Here is a 15,770-nt window from a genome sequence, read left to right on the forward strand (position 1 = left end):
GGCCGTTCGCTTTTCTGAGGCGGGTGTTTTTGGCACGCGAACTATTCGCTCGCGCCTATCCGCTTGGCTCGGGCCTATTCGCTTCGCTGGGGGAAGCCGCCCTCGTGCAGGCAGGTTGCGCTGGCGCGGCGAATGCCGGCCCTGGCCGCCTCCGCGTCGTTGGCGCCTTGAAGGCGCGCCACCAGGAAGCCCGCGATGAAACTGTCGCCGGCGCCCGTCGTGTCGACGGGGCTGATCGGCTCCGCCGGCAGATGCAGGCTGCGGCTTGGGGAAATCACGGAAGCGCCCTCGGCCCCGCGCGTGACGACGACGAGGCCTGCGCCTTTTTCGAGCAGGCCTTTGCCGAGCGTTTCTGCGGCCTGCGGTGAGCCCGGCTCTGAGCAGAAGGCGATGTCGAGGGCGTCGGGCGTCAGGTGCTCCGGCGCGTTGTTGACCGAGAGATCCTGGGAGAGCGAGCAGCCGGCCGCCTTGAGGCGCCGCTTCAGCGCACCGCCATCGTCGAACCAGCCGATATGGATGTGCGCGGCATCAAGCAGACGCTCAAACGCCGCTTCGCTCGGCCGGTAGCCGGCGCAGGCGCCGAAATCCTCAAGCGCGATGATGCGTTCGCCTTTGTCCGTCACATGCACCTGGGTGACGGAGGTCGGCTTCGCCCGGCGGACGAGGAAACTCGTATCGACGCCATTGCGGTGAAGCTCGCGGGCGATGATGTCGCCATTGTCGTCGCGCCCGACGGCGCCGAAATAGGCGGAGGGCAGGCCCAAGATCTGGGCCTGCACCGCGACATTCACGGCATTGCCGCCGGCAAGGCGCACCGAGGGGTGGAAGCCGGCGCCTTCGTCCGGCTTCGTCCCGATTTCGTCGATGCAATTGTCACCGACGGCTGCAAGCCATGGCTCAGTATTCGACACGGCGATAATAACGGCGCGTCGTGAGCGGATGGTCGCGCATCACCTCAAGGCGCGCACTGATGCGCTCCAGCATGGTGGCGAGGAAGGCCGGAGCGAGCAGCTCGCGCGCTTCCGCCGACAGCCCCTCGGTCGGGTAATCCTTGGTGTCGAGGATGGTGAGCGAGCCGCCGACCTTCGGCACGAAGGCTTCGACGCGTTCGGCCAGCGCCCGGTTCGGGCCTTCGCCCTTCATCAGGATGACGGAGACGCCCTTTTCCACGAGCTCCAAAGTGCCGTGAAAGAAGTCGCCCGCATGGATCGGGCGGGTGCGGATCCACTGCATCTCTTCCAGAATGCACATGCCGTAATAGAACGCCTCGTACCAGACATTGCCGGCGCCGCAGACGATGTGCCAGTCGGAGCCCGCGATCACCTTGGCGTAATCTTCCGCCTTCGGCTCGACCGCCTTTTTCATGCGCAGAAGCTCGCGCGGCAAGTGCTGAATTTCGGCGACGAGGGCCTCGTAATTGTCGATCTCGCCGCGGTGTTTCATCACCGAAAGCGCCGCAAAGAGCGACTGGACGTAAAAACTCTCCGATGACGTGTCGTCGGCGGCGAAGTTGACGATCGCATGGTCGGCGTCGCGGCCGAGCGGCGTATCGGCGTGGCCGACGAGAGAGACGACCTCGGCGCCACGTTCCTTGGCGAGTTCGAGAAAGGCGACGCTCTCCTTCGTCGTGCCGGACAAGGACGGGAGAATGACGAGCGAACCCTTTTTGAGATTGGTGGAGCCGGCGGCGAGAAGCTCCGCCGTGTGGCCGCCAAAAACCGGGAAGGCGGAGCGGGCGCGCAGAAGGTCCACGGCGGGCTGCATCAGGATCGCCGCGCCGCCCGTGCCGAGGAAGAAGATGTTGGGCGCGCCGGCCTCGAGAGCCGCGCCCACGATCGCGTCGAGCTCTCCGGCCGTTGCAACCGCGCCCGATTGGATCGCGAGAAAACGCTTTTCGTCAAAATTGAGCATCAGCGGATGATCCTTCTAGCCTTCCAGACAGGTCGCCTTTCGGCGGCGGCCATGTTGTCTGACAAGTTGATGGCCCGACAACAGGCACTTGTCAACTCGCTACGTTCCGCCTTAGGCGGGTAAGGTGTCGATGCGGGCGCTCAGCGCCCGTTCATGGCAGGGACTGGGGCAGGGATTGAGGCAGGGATTCGGGAGGACCGACGACCCGATGCCGCAAAGAGGCGAGGACGCAGACATGGCTGGCGCTGGTGGAGGAGGGCAGACGACGGTCATGCGGTTCCGCGACGGCATTCTCAATCTCGTCGCGGAACGGGGCCTGAAGGCTGGCGAGAAGATCCCGACGGAGGCGGAGCTCAAGGCGCATCTCGGCGGCTCGCGCCCGACCATCCGCGAGGCGCTCAAGCTTTTGGAGCAGGCGGGGATTCTCTCCGTCGAGCATGGGCGCGGCCGCTTTCTGACGGCGGCCGGGACGCTGCATGTCGCCCGCTCGATCACGCAATTCGAGAGCATTACCGAGATGGCCGGCCATTTCGGTTACAGCTATGAAAACCGTGTGTTGGGGTTTTCCGAGGAGACGCCTGACAAGGCGGTGCGGGCGGCGCTGAAGCTGGCGCCCGGCGAAACCATCATCCGGCTGGAGCGGCTGCGGCTGCATGAGCGCAAGCCGCTCATCTACTGCCTCGCCATGATCCGCCGCAGCCTGATTTCCGATCCGATCTATGAGGTGGATTGGAGCGGCTCGCTCAATGCCGTCCTCGGACGCTACGGCTACCCGCCGCGCATGTCGACGGCGGAGGCGCGCGCGGAAATGCTGCCGGAAAGTGCCGTCTCCCGCCACGGGCTCTCCGATTTCGGCCCGGCCTTTCTGATCGACGAAACGGTTTTTACGCGCTCCGGCGAGCCGATCATGTTTGCCAGCGACTGGTACAAGGGCAGCCATTTCGCCTTCAATTTTGCGCGAAAGTGAGGAGGCTGCGGCGTCCGTGGAGGCCTGTTGCCGGTGGAAGCGGTGCTGCCGCGGCATGTGCTCCTGAATTGTCAGACGTCTGATCTGCTGGTATCGATCTGCCGCGAAATCGCGTGACGAACAGAAAACCGGGCAGGGAAATCATGGCGAGGCTTGCGGCAGGTCAGCTTTGCGGGATGAACTTCCATTATTTCCGCCACTCCTTTGCGCGGTTTCTGGACGATGTCGCGGAAGCCGGTCTGACGCGTGTCGAGCTGTGGGGCGCGCAGCCGCATTTCTACCTCGGCGATCCGTGGCTCCAATCGGCGCGCAAGATCCGCGACGATCTTCGGGTGCGGGAGTTGGAGCTCGTCTGTTTCACGCCGGAACAATGCGTCTATCCGATCAACATCGCGGCCGAAGAGGCTGTGATCCGCGAGCGCAGTTTGAGGTATTTCCTCGAGAGCCTGTCGGCCTGCGTCGAGCTCGAGAGCCCCTATCTCCTCGTGACGCCGGGTTGGGGCTATGCCGACCAGGATGCGGCAGAGGCCTGGAAACGCTCGGCTGACGGCCTTTCGCTGCTTTGCCGGCACGCCGAAAGGCTCGGTATCACGCTTCTGCTGGAGCCTCTGACACGGGCGGAATCGAACGTCATCAATACGAGCGCCGATCTCGCCCGGATGATCGCGGAGCTTCGCTCGCCGGCCGTGAAGGCCATCCTCGATACGGCGGCGATGGTGGCCGCCGGCGAGACGATCGGTGATTATCTCGGCCGCTTCGGCCCCGATCTGGCGCATGTGCATTTCATCGATGGCGATGATGCGGGCGCCCATCTCGCCTGGGGCGACGGATCCTACCCGCTTCGCACGTTCCTCGCCGAGCTTCAGAGCGGCGGCTATGCGGGAAGTCTTTCGTTCGAATTCACCTCGTCCCAGTACTGGCTCGACCCTTTGCCGCCGATGCGCGACAGCGCGGCCTTGATCCGCGGCGAGCTTCAGAAGCTGTAAGGTCCGAGGCTGGGTGAGGCAGAGGGCGGGGCGGCGTCTCTTCGCGCGCCAGGCTTTTCAGCGCCTGTCTTTTTTCGTTTGCAAAGCACAATTTGTTGGCTGCCGTTTCGGGTCAGAGCTACCGTAGCGTGCGGCTTTATCCCGGATGCTGCTGTCCTGCTTTTCTCGGAAAAGCCAAAGAATGCAGGTTTCGGGACTCGCGAATGCTGCATTGCAGCAATATTGAGCACGGCGAAATTTCCGCCTTGACACTCCGTCGACGGCAATGTTGTCTGACGTCTAATGGAAAGGGTCACCTCTTTTCAGCGACTTTGACACCATGCCAAAGGGGTTGGCGCGATGGGCTCAGGCGAGATCAGTGTTGCTGCGGCAACCCCTGTCGACGCCGGGCTCAATTTTGGCGCGGTGGCAGACACAAACTGCTGCGCGCGTGCTTCAGCACAGCTCGCCAGCGCCCTGAAGGCTCGCAAGTCCGCCGATAACGCCCGTTTCCAGGCCTCTCCCCGAGTGCCTGCGCAGGATTTTCCACGCGCCTCGGAGGCCGCCCGCGTCCGCCATGAAGGAGGCCGGTTGGCACGGGGAGCGTCCGCGCTGCCTTCGGTGCGATCTGCAATCGGTTCTCGATCTGGCCGCGTTGGCAAGGGCAGCCGCCCCCATGCGGACGTCGCCTCTCGCTCAAAAGATGTCAGACTAGTTCTGCCGCAAACCCATTTGCCTTGCGGATGCGTGCCCCTTGGGCGCCGGCCGCTCGATATGCCGGCGGCAGCCTGGAATGGCCGCCTCCTCGACAGAAACCTCGCCCGCGGGGCGATGCGAACAATGGGTTCAACCGCACTGAAGGAGAAGCAATGAAGCATCCACTGAAGGCCGCGGTGATGGCAGGCGTCGCCGTCTCCGCACTGACCCTTTCGACGGCCGCGGGTTCGGCTGCACCGCTGAAAGAGGTCGTGGTGGCCGATCCCGACGCCCCTGTGACATATGAGGGGACGGTCTCCGTCCTCACGAAATTCGGTCTGGAGCAGCTTTCGCCGTTCTTTGTGGATCTGGCGAAGAAATATGAAGAGCTGCATCCGGGCGTGACGGTCGAGCTCGACCAGGAGAGCGACGACAGCGTCAAGGGCAAGACGAAGACACTTGTCGCCTCCAACTCGCTGCCCGACATCTATTTCACCTGGACCGGCAATTGGGGCCACAATTTCGTCCGCGGCAACCGCGCCGTCGATTTGACGAAGGTGATCGGACCAGGCACGGAATGGGGCGAGACCTTCGCGCCGGCTGCCGTCAAATCGTTCATCTACAACGATAAATATTTCGGCATTCCGCTTTATCTCGACGCCAAGTTCATGGGCTACAACAAGGCGATGTTCGAGAAGGCCGGCATCGACAAGCCGGAAACCTTCGACGATCTGATCTCCGCCTGCGACGCCCTCAAGGAGACGGGCGTCACGCCGATCTCGCTCGGCAACAAGGAAGCCTGGCCTGTCGTTCATTATGTCGGCCAGCTGCTTGCCTACAACGTGCCGCAGGCGACGCTCGAGAAGGATTTCGATCCGAAACAGGCGGAATACTCGCATCCCGGCTACGTGAAAGCCCTCAAAGAGTTCAAAGAGATCGAAGAGCATTGCACGGACGGCGCCTCGATGAACGGCACGTCCTATGCGTCCGCTCTGCAGGCGTTCAGCAACGCTCAGTCGGCGATGTACTATCAGGAAATCCTGGAGTTCGATCAAAGCGCGACCGAGGATTCTCCTCTGAAGGTCGAGGATTTCGGCTTCTTCCAGCTGCCGGCGCCGGCCGACGCGGAGGGCGATCCGAAGGCCATCGAGGGGGCGCCGGAGGGCTACATGATCAATGCCCGCTCCTCCAACATCCCGCTTGCGATCGACTTCATGAAGTTCGTGACCTCGCCTGAGAACGCCAAGATCGTGTCGGCACCCCCTTACGGCCAGCCGACCGCGGTCAAGGGCGTCGTCAACGAAGAGGTGTCGAGCCCGACCGTTGTCGAGGGCATGCAGGATATCGCCGAGGCGTCCTACCTGATGCCCTGGCTCGACACGGCCAACACGCCGCATGTGGCCGCGGCGTGGCTGACCAGCCTGCAGGCGCTCGCCGGAGATACCATGACCCCGGAAGAGGTCGTGGAGAAGGTCCGGGAGGCGGCCAAGGCGGAGGCCCGTCGGTGAAAACGACAGGTTCGGATCTGGGGCGGCTTTCCGTCAGCACCGGAAACGAAGATGCGTTTGAAACGGTGGCAGGTGGACGCTGGCGCGTCCACCTGCGCAACGCCGCATCGCTTCGCTGGGTGGCGATCTCGCTGATCGTCCTGTGTTGGTTCGTCTATTATCCGATCGTCGACAATTTTCTGATCAGCACGACCGAGGAAGACATTTTTACCGGCGAGGTCCTGCATGTGGGGCTCGCCAATTACGAGCGGCTGATCAACGACCCCGTCGTCTGGCGCGCGCTCTGGAACAATTTTGCCTATGCCGGGCTGTCGATCGTCTTCCAGGTCTTCGGTGCCTTCGTTCTGGCGGCGACCATCGAGGGGCTCGCAAGCGATCGCTGGCGGCGTTTCTGGCGCGCGGTCTATTTCATTCCCTCCGCCATCTCGATCACCGTCACCGGCCTTCTCTTCTATTTCATCTACCAGCCCAAAATCGGCCTCCTGAACGCGGCCCTCGAGAATGTCGGGCTCGGTTTTCTCATTCAACCCTGGCTCGGCAGCGAACACACGGCGATCTACGCCATCATCGCGATGAGCCAATGGCAGGGCTTTGGCTATTCGACGCTCTTGTTTGCTGTCGCCATCCAGAAGATCCCGCGCGAATTGTTCGATGCGGCGATCATGGACGGGGCGGGTCCGATCCGGCGGCTGTGGAGCCTCACCTTTCCGCTCACCCGCGAGATGACCGGTCTCATGGTCATCGTCACCATCACCGGCGCCTTCCAGGTGTTCAACGAAGTCATGGTGATGACGGGCGGCGGGCCGAACAACAGCAGTCAGGTCCTCGGAACCTGGCTCTATCAGCAGGGCTTCATCGAGAACAATTTCGGCTATGGCGCGGCCATCGCGGCGGTGGTCTTCGTCGTCACGCTCCTCACCGGCATCGCCCAGCTCTGGTATACGAAGCGGCGGAGGGTGCAATGGTGAGCACGGAAACGGCGGCCCCCGTCAAGGAAACCAGCATCTGGACGCCGCTCTCCAAGGCCTTCCTGTGGTCGTTCCTCATCTGCCTCGGGATCGTCGTCGTCTATCCGCTTCTGTGGATGGCGATGAACGGCTTCAAGAACAACGTCCAGATTTTTGGCGATCCGTTCGCTTTGCCCACGCATTGGTCCTGGCAGAACTACGTGCGTGCCTGGAACCAGGGTGTGCGCGATTATGTGGTCGTGAGCGCCCTCGTGACGGTCGCGTCCGCGATCTGCACGGTCATGATCAGCGCCTGGACGGCGTTCGGGCTGACGCGCAGCAAACTGCCGGGCAAGCCGATCGTTTTGATCGTGGTTCTGGGCGGCCTGATGCTCAGCCCGACCGTGGCGCTCATTCCGCTCGTCAAAATGTTTCAGGCGCTCGGCCTCTACAACTCCTTCTGGGCGCTCATCATCCTCTACACGGCGTTTCGCGTGCCGTTCACCACCTTCCTCATTCGTGCCTACATGCTCGATCTGCCGAGCGAGCTCGACGAGGCGGCGACGATGGACGGTGCGAGCGAAGGCCAAAGGTTCTGGCGGATCATCCTGCCGATGTGTCGGCCGATCATCGCGTCTTGCATCATCCTGCACGTCTTGTTCGCCTGGAACGAATACATCTTCGCGATGGTGTTCACGAGCGGCACGGACATGACGACTTTGCCGGTCGGTCTGACGGCGATCATGGCCAAGCACGGCACTGACTATTCCGTCGTCTTCGCCGCGATGACCATCTCGGCTCTGCCGATCGTCATCATCTTCTTCGCGACCCAGCGCTACTTCATCCGCGGTCTTGCCGAGGGCATCGGCAAATAGGCGATGGGCGCGAGGGATCTTCGATATCTCGGGGGCCGGCAGGGGTCTGTCGTTGCGGGCGGACTTGCCGCGGCCCCGGTCGCAAAGTCCGGCCGGCTGACCGCGTCGTCCGGGCTTCCGCAATTCGTCGTTACGGCTAGGAAAATCTGATGGCCACAATCACTTTGAGGCAGCCGAGTGCCGCGCAACCGAGCGACCGGGCGTTCTGGCTCCAGGATATCGGAGCGGATGCGGCAACGCCGCCGGTGGCGGGGAGCGTGTGCGCCGATATCGCCATCGTCGGGGGCGGGTATACCGGCCTGTGGACCGCCTTGCGGATCAAGGAAGCCGCGCCCGACACCCGCGTCGTCCTGCTGGAGGCGGATTTCTGCGGCTCTGGCGCCTCGGGGCGAAACGGCGGCCAGGTGCATTCCTGGTTCGCCGAGATCGACCGGCTGAGTGCGGTCGTCGGCGAAGAGGAGGCCCGAAGCCTCTGCCTGGCCTCCGTCGATGCGATCGCCGAGCTCGACGAGCTGCAGCGTTCCGGTCTCGTCGATATGGATCTGAGGCTCGACGGCTGGCTGTGGACGGCAAGTTCGATCGCGCAGGAAGGTGCCTGGGCGAAAGCCGTTGCCATGACCGAGGCGGCGGGCGCCGATCGCTTCGAGCTGATCAGCGCAGACGACATCGCGCAGCGTACCGGGTCGAGCGCATCTTATGTCGGCGTCGTCGAGAAAAACGCCGGCACGGTGCAGCCGGCGAAGCTGGCGCGCGGTCTTCGCGATCTTGCGATCTCGCGCGGTGTCACGGTCCATGAGCACAGCCCCGTGCAGGAGATCGTTCCCGGCGCGCCCTCAAAGTTGCGCACGCCGAACGGCGTGGTCGAGGCCGATAAGATCGTGCTGGCGGCGAACGCCTGGCTGTCCGCCCTGCCGGAACTCAGGCGCCATATGTATGTGGTCGACAGCCGGGTGATTGCGACGGGCAGGACGCCCGACACGCTCGACCGCATCGGCTGGCGAGACGGGGCGGCCATCTGCGATTCCCAGGACCAGGTGCTTTATTACCAGCGGACGGACGAGGGGCGCGTCGTTCTCGGTCGCGGCACCGGCGGCGTCGCGTTCCGCGGCGATTTCGGTGCGAGTTTCAACCGCAACCCGCAGGGTGCGCGCGATAATGTGCGCGAGCTTCACCGCCTCTACCCGCAATTGCGTGGTGTGCCGATCGAATTCGACTGGGCCGGGCCGATCGACTGCGTGCCGGAACATGTGCCGGTGTTCGATCACCTGAAGGGCCACCCCAACATCTTCTTTGGCATGGGCTACAACGGCACGGGCATCGCGCAGGCGCCGATCGGCGGCCGTATCCTCGCGAGCCTGGCGCTCGGTCACAAAGATCGCTGGAGCCAATGCGGGCTCGTGGGCCTTGCCGGACGTGCGAGCCTGCCGCCGGAACCGTTCCGTTATATCGGCGCGAAGCTCGTCGGGGCTGCGATCAACCGCAAGAACGAGGCGGAGATTCGCAACCGCGTTCCAGGTCCGCTGACACGTCTGGTGATCAAGCTGATGCCGGGCGCGTCAGAGCATTGAGCCGTGTCGAAAGAGCAGGCCGGGTGAGGCTTTCGCTCCGGCCGGGTTGAGAGAGAAGACGATTTTGGATTGCCCGGTGCCGCGCGAGGCAGCGCCACCGGAACGAAGCAACGAGGAAGTAAGCCATGGTGGGTGTTGCGCTCAAGCAGGTGAAGAAATCCTACGGCAATCACGAGGTTCTTCACGGCATCGATCTCAATATCGATCCCGGCGAATTCATCGTCTTCGTGGGGCCGTCGGGTTGCGGAAAATCGACCCTGTTGCGCGTCATCGCGGGGCTCGAGGAAATGACCTCCGGCGAGTTGCGGATCGGCGGCAGGCTCATGAACGACGTGCCGCCCGCCAAGCGCGGCATCGCCATGGTGTTCCAGTCCTACGCGCTCTATCCGCATATGACGGTCTACGACAACATGGCCTTCAGCATGAAGATCGCGCGCGAGAAGAAGGCGAAGATCGACGCGCGCGTGCGCCAGGCGGCGGAGATCCTGCAGCTCACCCCCTATCTCAACCGGCTTCCCAAAGCGCTTTCCGGTGGGCAGCGGCAGCGGGTTGCCATCGGTCGTGCGATCGTCCGCAATTCGGAGGTCTTCCTGTTCGACGAGCCGTTGTCGAACCTCGATGCGGCCCTGCGGGTGGCGACCCGCATCGAGGTGGCGAAGCTGAAGGAATCTCTGCCCGACACGACGATGATCTACGTGACGCACGATCAGGTGGAGGCGATGACCCTGGCCGACCGTATCGTGGTGTTGAGGGACGGCTGCATCGAGCAGGTGGGGACGCCCGAAGAGCTCTACCGGGAGCCGACGAACTTGTTCGTCGCCCAGTTTATCGGCTCACCGGCGATGAACCTTGTGCGGGCGCAGATCGAGGAACCCGGTCCGAAAACGCTCATCGCCTATGCCAACGGCACGAGGATGCAGGTTCCGGTTCCGACGCCCGCTTCTGCCAAAGGGGCTGCCGTCGATATCGGCGTGCGGCCGGAGGAGCTTCGCATCACCGAGGGCGAGCATCTCTTCGAGGGCATCGTCGATTATGCGGAATATCTCGGTGAGGTGCAGCTCGTCTATTTCAAGACCGAGGATGACGCCCACCCGGTCATCGCCAAGCTTCCCGGCAACGTGCATGTCGAGCGCGGGGCGCGTCTCAAACTCGGGGCGGATGTCGGCAGCCTGCATGTCTTCGATGCCGAGGGCCGGGCGTTTCGCGGCAAAGACGCGCCGGAAGGCGAGGGCGCCGTGCGTTCGTCGGTGATGGCACCGCACTCCTAAACAAGAGACGCAGGCTTGCGGCGGATGGTTTTCGCCGCGCGGGCCGGGTCTCACGCCCGCCCGACCGCCTGCGTTTCCGGCTTCTCCGCTCCCGGCGCCGCGATGACCACGGCGCGTGCTGGGCCCCGCCGGTTGGCTTCTTCCGCTCGCCGCTCTTCGGCGTTTGTCCGGATTTCCTTGGCCTCTACTGGCGCGGCACCTTCCGAGACGCCATTCTTCCCGTTTGGGCCGTCATCGCCGCTTCCTGGCTGCGGAAGGCGGCGTTAGGCTTTCCAACTCGTGAAAGCGGCTTAGAGCTAATTTTATCAAATAATTTCTATAAGTTTTTTGCAATTATCTTATAGTGAAGTAGAGTAATCTCTATGATCTAAAGTTAACTAGAACATAACTTGTCGCAATGATGGCGGTTTCTTATCTCATTTCTAACAATCTGCGTGCGCTTGGTAGCCCCGAGTTTTTGCGGGCGGTCGGACTCTGCTTCGGCCTCTTCGGCGCAGGTTTCGCCCCGGCATCAACTCCAACGGTCAACAACAGTTGGATTGATATGGCTTCCACGACACGCACGGATGCGCTCACCGTCGATTTGAAGAGTGCAATGAGCGCCGATGCGTTCGTCGATACGATCGGCGTCAACACGCATCTGAACTGGACGGACACAGCCTATGCCCGGGTCGGGCTCGTTGAGAGTGAGCTCGCCTATCTCGGTATCGACAATCTGCGGGACGTGATCCCGCTCGATTTCCAGGCCAAGGTCTATGAGGATTTCGCGGCCAAGGGGTACGACTTCAACTTTCTCGTTCAGGTGGTCGACGGGACGCCTCTGATCGATCAAGGGGTGAGGGCGGCCGCTGATTTTCTGAAAGCCCATCCCGGCAGCATCGATGCGATCGAAGCTCCCAACGAGATCAATCTCTGGCCGGCGAACTTTGCCGGCAAATCGGGTCTTGCCGCCGGCGGTTCGATCCAGGAGCATCTTTATCAGGCCGTGAACGCCAATGCCGTCCTTGGCGATGTTCCGGTGGTCGGGTTCTCGGTGGCGTATGCCAACGAGAAGCTGATGACTTCGCTCGGCGATCTCTCGAAATGGGCTGATTACGGCAACGCCCACATCTATTTTCCGAACTCTTCGAAGCCTCAGGAGCAGTGGGACACCATTCTTGACGCAAGCCGGATTCCGACCGGTGACAAGCCTGTCGTCGTGACGGAGACCGGCTTTTACACCTTGTCCGACACCACGATGGGCGTGAATGAAGAGGTGCAGGCGAAACAGATCCTCAACGTGCTGATGGACGCGACCGAAGACGGCGTCGAGAAAACCTACATCTATCAGCTGATGGACCCCTACAGCGATCGCAACCTCGATCCGGAGAACAATTGGGGGCTTTTCAACCCCGATGGCTCGCCGAAAGTGGCGGCGACGGCTCTGCACAATCTGACGACCATCCTCGCCGACAATTCGGATGTTTCGGCGACGGTGCAGGGGACGCTGCAATACGGGATCGAAAACCTTCCCGACACGGCGAAGCATATGGTTCTGACGGAGGCCGACGGGACGGTCGATCTCGTCATCTGGAACGAGGAATTGATCTGGGACAGTGCGACGGCCAGCGAAAAGCCCGCCTCCGCCTACGTCTCGACAGTGACGGTCGAAAGCACCGCGGACCTCTCCGTCTACGATCCCATGGTCAGCGGCACCGACGCGATCGCGCACACCGAAGACGGCAAGCGGGTTTCCTTCGAACTCTCCGACCATCCAGTCGTCATCGAGATCAGCGACTATGACGGCTCAGTGGTGTCGCCGGCCGGCGGATCGCTTCCCGTCACACCGAAAGTGGCGCCGGCCGCGCCCGCCGGGCAAGATTCCTCCACGGGGCCGCGGAGCCTCTTCGGGGCGTTTGCAGCCCGCTCCGAGCAGCGTGGCGCGTCGGCGGCGGGTGAAGATCACGAGCCCGCCAGCGGTTTCATTTCCCACGCCGTCTCGCGGTCCGTCGCCAGCGCCGATCTCGGATTGGGTGTCGAGGCCTTCGACCATGCCGCGCACGGATTGGCCGATATCTTCGATGATGTGCTGCAGTCGGACTGGCTGACGTTTTGACCGGCGTTTGATCGGGGCGAGAATCTCGCGGCCGTACCGGTTCAGATGATCTGCGGCACGGGCGGGGGACAATCCGGCTCGGGCAGGTGCGCGCTCCAAACCTCCTGGGATGTGTCCTCGGTGGGGCTGTTGCAGCGGGCGAGTGCCTCATCGAGGGCGCGCACCATCTGGTCGAGGCCGAGGCCGCTCCAGATTTCCGTGTGGGTGCCTGCCACCCGCGCGTGGCTGAGGGTGCCATGGACCAGCCCGGTCCAGCCGAAGGCCTGGTCGATGAAGCGACTTTTCGGCTGATCGTCGCTCCAGATGGCCAGGACGTCGCCACGGTAATCCGGCGCGGGCTGCCTTTCGCCGGCTGCGTCGATCGCCCTGAACAGGGCGAGGTCCTCCGGATCGAGCGCCTGTTCCGGCTCGTTCATCATACGTCGAACGAGATTGCGCGCTGCGATCAGCCGCCGGCGCACCGTGTCGCTCCGTCGGTGGAGGTCACGGAGCCCGGATATTCCGTTCGGCAGCGCCTCTCCGAGATGAGCCGAGGCGCGATGCAGGAAGAAGGCCGTTCGCCCGAGCATCGTCCCGCCGCCGGCGCGATAGCCTGGCGCCCAGCCATCGACGACGACGACGAGAGGGATGGTCTCGCCCGTCTCCTTCAGCTGGCGCGCGATTTCGAGCGAGAGACGTCCCGCAAAACAGAAGCCGATGAGGATATAGGGCCCCCGAGGGCGCGCATGGCGGATTGCGGTGACGAAATGCGCCGCGATGTCCGAATAGGACTGGGAAAGAGGATCGACCTCGTCCGGCATCGGCACGGCGAGGAAGGGCTGGTCGCGGCCGAGTTTTGCTGCAAGCTCGCGGTAGATGACCGTATCGTGCACGGCGACGATCGGAGTTCGGGAGCCTGTGGGCTGGAGGGCGATGGCGCGCGCCTGCGGCTCGCTTTTCGCCGCGATGATTTCGGCAAGCGCCGTGACGGTCGGGGCGCGATAGAAGGTCTCGAGCGGAATGTTGCAGCCATAGAGCCTGCGGATCTGCGCAAGACAGCGATAGGCGGTGAGCGACGAGCCGCCGAGGGCGAAGAAATCGTCGTTCGGGCCAATCTCCGTCACATGCAGGAGATCTTCCCACGCCGTCAAAAGCGCAGCGGTGATGGGCGCGCTCCCGCAGGCAGGATCGGATGATCGCGTCGGGGCGTCATCGCTCTGATAAGGCTCTTCCGGTTCGACGAAAGCGCCCTCCGGGAAAACGTTCTCAGTCAAGATCGGGCTCCCTGCGATGGTGCCTGGTCGTGCTGTCCTCTCTCATGCGGCCTCTTCCCTCGCTACCCTGTGCTGGGCCGGCGCCATGACCGGCTCGCCGCCGTTCTCGCCGCCCGGGTTTTCGGGAGGCTCGAGAAGTGTCGCGAGAAGTGCGGTCCGGTCGAGCTTGCCGTTCCGGTTCACCGGAAATCTTTCCATCACGATCAATCTTGCCGGGACAGCCTCCGGCGAGAGGGTCTCGCGCAGCCTTGCCATGATCGCCGCCTCGTCGGGCCAAGCCCGCGCAGGCCGCAGGAAGGCGACGATCTGCTTTTCGCCAGGACGGATCTCGCGCACCGTCGCGACCGCGTCAGCGACGTTCGGCATATCCTCCAGGATGGCTTCGATCTCGGACAGCTCGACGCGTTTGCCGTTGATCTTCACCTGCAGGTCGGCACGTCCGACGAATTCGATGTCTCCCTCGGCATTTCTGCGCACGAGGTCCCCGGTGCGGTAGAGTTTCGCCCCGCTCTCTTCGGCAAAGGGATCGTTGAGGAACGATCGCTCGGTCCGCTCCTTGTCGGCGAAGTAGCCGAGCGCCACGCCGAGCCCGCCGGTGTAGAGCTCGCCGACCTCGCCATCCGGGACCGGACGCATCTCGCTATCCAGAATATGCGCCGTGGTGCCGGAGATCGCCTGGCCGATCGGCGCCGGAGACGGCAGGGGGCCCGTCGATGGCAGTGTGTGGGTGGTGGTGAAGGTGGTGTTTTCCGTCGGTCCGTAGCCGTTGATGAGACGCGCGTGGGGGAGCAGTCGGCGCGCCTTTTCCGCATGTGCGACGGAGAGAACGTCGCCGCCGGTCAGGATCTGCCGGAGGGGGGTGAGATCCTCCGGCACCTCTTCGATCATCAGATTGAAGAGACCGGAGGTCAGCCACAAGGTCGTGACGCCATGGCGGCGAACGGCCTCGCCGATATCGAGCGGCGAGGGCTTCGGATTGTCGATGAAGGCGAGTGCGCCGCCATTGAGAAGCGGCGCCCAGATCTCGAGGGTCGAGGCATCGAAGGCGAGGGGGGCGAATTGAAGAAAGACTTCGCTGTCGTCCATCCGGGCATAGTGGGAGCCCTTTACCAGACGCACGATGCCTCGATGCGGGACCATGACCCCCTTCGGCGCGCCCGTCGAACCGGACGTAAACATGATGTAGGCGAGATCCTCCGCGCCGGGAGGAGGGCTTTCGAGGCGAGGGCCGGCGGTGGCGATCCGCTCGGCCTCATGCTGCAGACAGACGACGTCGCCGGTCCATTCGGTGCCTGCGGGAAGGCGGGCGAGCAGCTCTTCGTCGGCCATTGCGAGAGGCGCGTTCAAACGTGCGAAGAGCGCGCCGATCTGGCCGTCGGGCAGGTTCGGATCGATCGGCACATAGGCGGCGCCAAGCTTCAGAATGGCAAGATAGACCGCCACACTGGCTGGCCTCTGGAGGGTGAGGGTCGGGACGAGATCGCCGTGTCCGACGCCCCGTCGCCTCAGAACCTGGGCGATGCGGTTCGACCATTGGTCGAGCGCGAGATAGGTGATCGGGCCAGGATCGGCGAGAAGTGCTGCGGCGGAGGGGCGCCGGGCAACCTGCTCGGCAAAACAGCTGACGACAGAGCGAGAGGCGGCCGATGCCTGGGGCGTTCCCTCGTCAGATTCCATTTCCATAGGCCCTATCGGCCGCCCGGCCGCCCGCTCTGTC

12 protein-coding genes are annotated in these 15,770 nt (G+C 63.4%); 8 read left to right on the forward strand and 4 right to left on the reverse strand.

Annotated elements, in window-relative coordinates; all coding sequences use genetic code 11:
* Positions 1-74 precede the first annotated feature (74 nt).
* Together ACK8CP_RS17610 and ACK8CP_RS17615 are read right to left on the reverse strand one after the other, a co-directional pair.
* Entirely contained in the window at positions 75-911 is an 837-nt protein-coding gene (locus ACK8CP_RS17610) for a PfkB family carbohydrate kinase (RefSeq protein ID WP_234629191.1), read from the reverse strand.
* Positions 898-1,911, reverse strand: a complete 1,014-nt coding sequence (locus ACK8CP_RS17615) for an SIS domain-containing protein (RefSeq protein ID WP_234629190.1) — start codon at positions 1,909-1,911, stop codon at positions 898-900. The genes ACK8CP_RS17610 and ACK8CP_RS17615 overlap by 14 nt, the downstream gene beginning before the upstream one ends.
* Positions 1,912-2,182: 271 nt before the next feature.
* Here ACK8CP_RS17615 and ACK8CP_RS17620 point away from each other — a divergent pair, with 271 nt between their 5' ends.
* The 8 genes from ACK8CP_RS17620 to ACK8CP_RS17655 all read left to right on the forward strand — a co-directional run bounded on the left by ACK8CP_RS17620 (position 2,183) and on the right by ACK8CP_RS17655 (position 12,800).
* Positions 2,183-2,878, forward strand: coding sequence for a GntR family transcriptional regulator (locus ACK8CP_RS17620; RefSeq protein WP_414832680.1), 696 nt, complete (start codon positions 2,183-2,185; stop codon positions 2,876-2,878).
* Between the two features lie 143 nt (positions 2,879-3,021).
* The gene (locus ACK8CP_RS17625; protein ID WP_414832681.1) at positions 3,022-3,864 is read left to right on the forward strand and encodes a sugar phosphate isomerase/epimerase family protein; all 843 of its coding nucleotides are present in this window, start codon (positions 3,022-3,024) and stop codon (positions 3,862-3,864) included.
* Between the two features lie 848 nt (positions 3,865-4,712).
* Complete coding sequence (locus ACK8CP_RS17630; RefSeq protein ID WP_414832682.1) at positions 4,713-6,047, forward strand: ABC transporter substrate-binding protein; 1,335 nt, start codon at positions 4,713-4,715, stop codon at positions 6,045-6,047.
* The gene (locus ACK8CP_RS17635) at positions 6,044-7,015 is read left to right on the forward strand and encodes a carbohydrate ABC transporter permease (protein WP_414832683.1); all 972 of its coding nucleotides are present in this window, start codon (positions 6,044-6,046) and stop codon (positions 7,013-7,015) included. The genes ACK8CP_RS17630 and ACK8CP_RS17635 overlap by 4 nt, the downstream gene beginning before the upstream one ends.
* Positions 7,009-7,869, forward strand: a complete 861-nt coding sequence (locus ACK8CP_RS17640) for a carbohydrate ABC transporter permease (protein WP_234629185.1) — start codon at positions 7,009-7,011, stop codon at positions 7,867-7,869. The genes ACK8CP_RS17635 and ACK8CP_RS17640 overlap by 7 nt, the downstream gene beginning before the upstream one ends.
* Positions 7,870-8,018: 149 nt before the next feature.
* Positions 8,019-9,437: an NAD(P)/FAD-dependent oxidoreductase gene (locus tag ACK8CP_RS17645; protein WP_414832684.1), complete on the forward strand. Its 1,419-nt coding sequence runs from the start codon at positions 8,019-8,021 to the stop codon at positions 9,435-9,437.
* 125 nt (positions 9,438-9,562) lie between these two features.
* A complete protein-coding gene (locus tag ACK8CP_RS17650; protein WP_414832685.1) occupies positions 9,563-10,705 on the forward strand; it encodes an ABC transporter ATP-binding protein in 1,143 nt (380 codons plus the stop codon).
* Positions 10,706-11,249: 544 nt separating this feature from the next.
* Positions 11,250-12,800: a hypothetical protein gene (locus ACK8CP_RS17655; protein WP_414832686.1), complete on the forward strand. Its 1,551-nt coding sequence runs from the start codon at positions 11,250-11,252 to the stop codon at positions 12,798-12,800.
* A 41-nt stretch (positions 12,801-12,841) separates the two neighbouring features.
* Here ACK8CP_RS17655 and ACK8CP_RS17660 read toward each other — a convergent pair whose 3' ends face one another.
* Both ACK8CP_RS17660 and ACK8CP_RS17665 read right to left on the reverse strand, forming a co-directional pair.
* Positions 12,842-14,053, reverse strand: a complete 1,212-nt coding sequence (locus ACK8CP_RS17660; RefSeq protein WP_414832687.1) for a phosphopantetheine-binding protein — start codon at positions 14,051-14,053, stop codon at positions 12,842-12,844.
* A 42-nt stretch (positions 14,054-14,095) separates the two neighbouring features.
* Positions 14,096-15,736, reverse strand: coding sequence for an amino acid adenylation domain-containing protein (locus ACK8CP_RS17665; RefSeq protein ID WP_414832688.1), 1,641 nt, complete (start codon positions 15,734-15,736; stop codon positions 14,096-14,098).
* Positions 15,737-15,770: the final 34 nt, after the last annotated feature.

Source organism: Afifella sp. YEN Y35 (assembly GCF_047553465.1).
Classification (GTDB): Bacteria; Pseudomonadota; Alphaproteobacteria; order Rhizobiales; family Afifellaceae; genus Afifella; species Afifella aestuarii.

Coding starts and splice junctions, on each gene's coding strand:
- ACK8CP_RS17640 (WP_234629185.1), top strand. CDS start 7,009: ATGGTGAGCACGGAAACGGCGGCCCCCGTCAAGGAAACCAGCATCTGG.
- ACK8CP_RS17650 (WP_414832685.1), top strand. CDS start 9,563: ATGGTGGGTGTTGCGCTCAAGCAGGTGAAGAAATCCTACGGCAATCAC.
- ACK8CP_RS17615 (WP_234629190.1), bottom strand. CDS start 1,911: ATGCTCAATTTTGACGAAAAGCGTTTTCTCGCGATCCAATCGGGCGCG.
- ACK8CP_RS17645 (WP_414832684.1), top strand. CDS start 8,019: ATGGCCACAATCACTTTGAGGCAGCCGAGTGCCGCGCAACCGAGCGAC.
- ACK8CP_RS17655 (WP_414832686.1), top strand. CDS start 11,250: ATGGCTTCCACGACACGCACGGATGCGCTCACCGTCGATTTGAAGAGT.
- ACK8CP_RS17630 (WP_414832682.1), top strand. CDS start 4,713: ATGAAGCATCCACTGAAGGCCGCGGTGATGGCAGGCGTCGCCGTCTCC.
- ACK8CP_RS17665 (WP_414832688.1), bottom strand. CDS start 15,736: ATGGAAATGGAATCTGACGAGGGAACGCCCCAGGCATCGGCCGCCTCT.
- ACK8CP_RS17625 (WP_414832681.1), top strand. CDS start 3,022: ATGGCGAGGCTTGCGGCAGGTCAGCTTTGCGGGATGAACTTCCATTAT.
- ACK8CP_RS17620 (WP_414832680.1), top strand. CDS start 2,183: ATGCGGTTCCGCGACGGCATTCTCAATCTCGTCGCGGAACGGGGCCTG.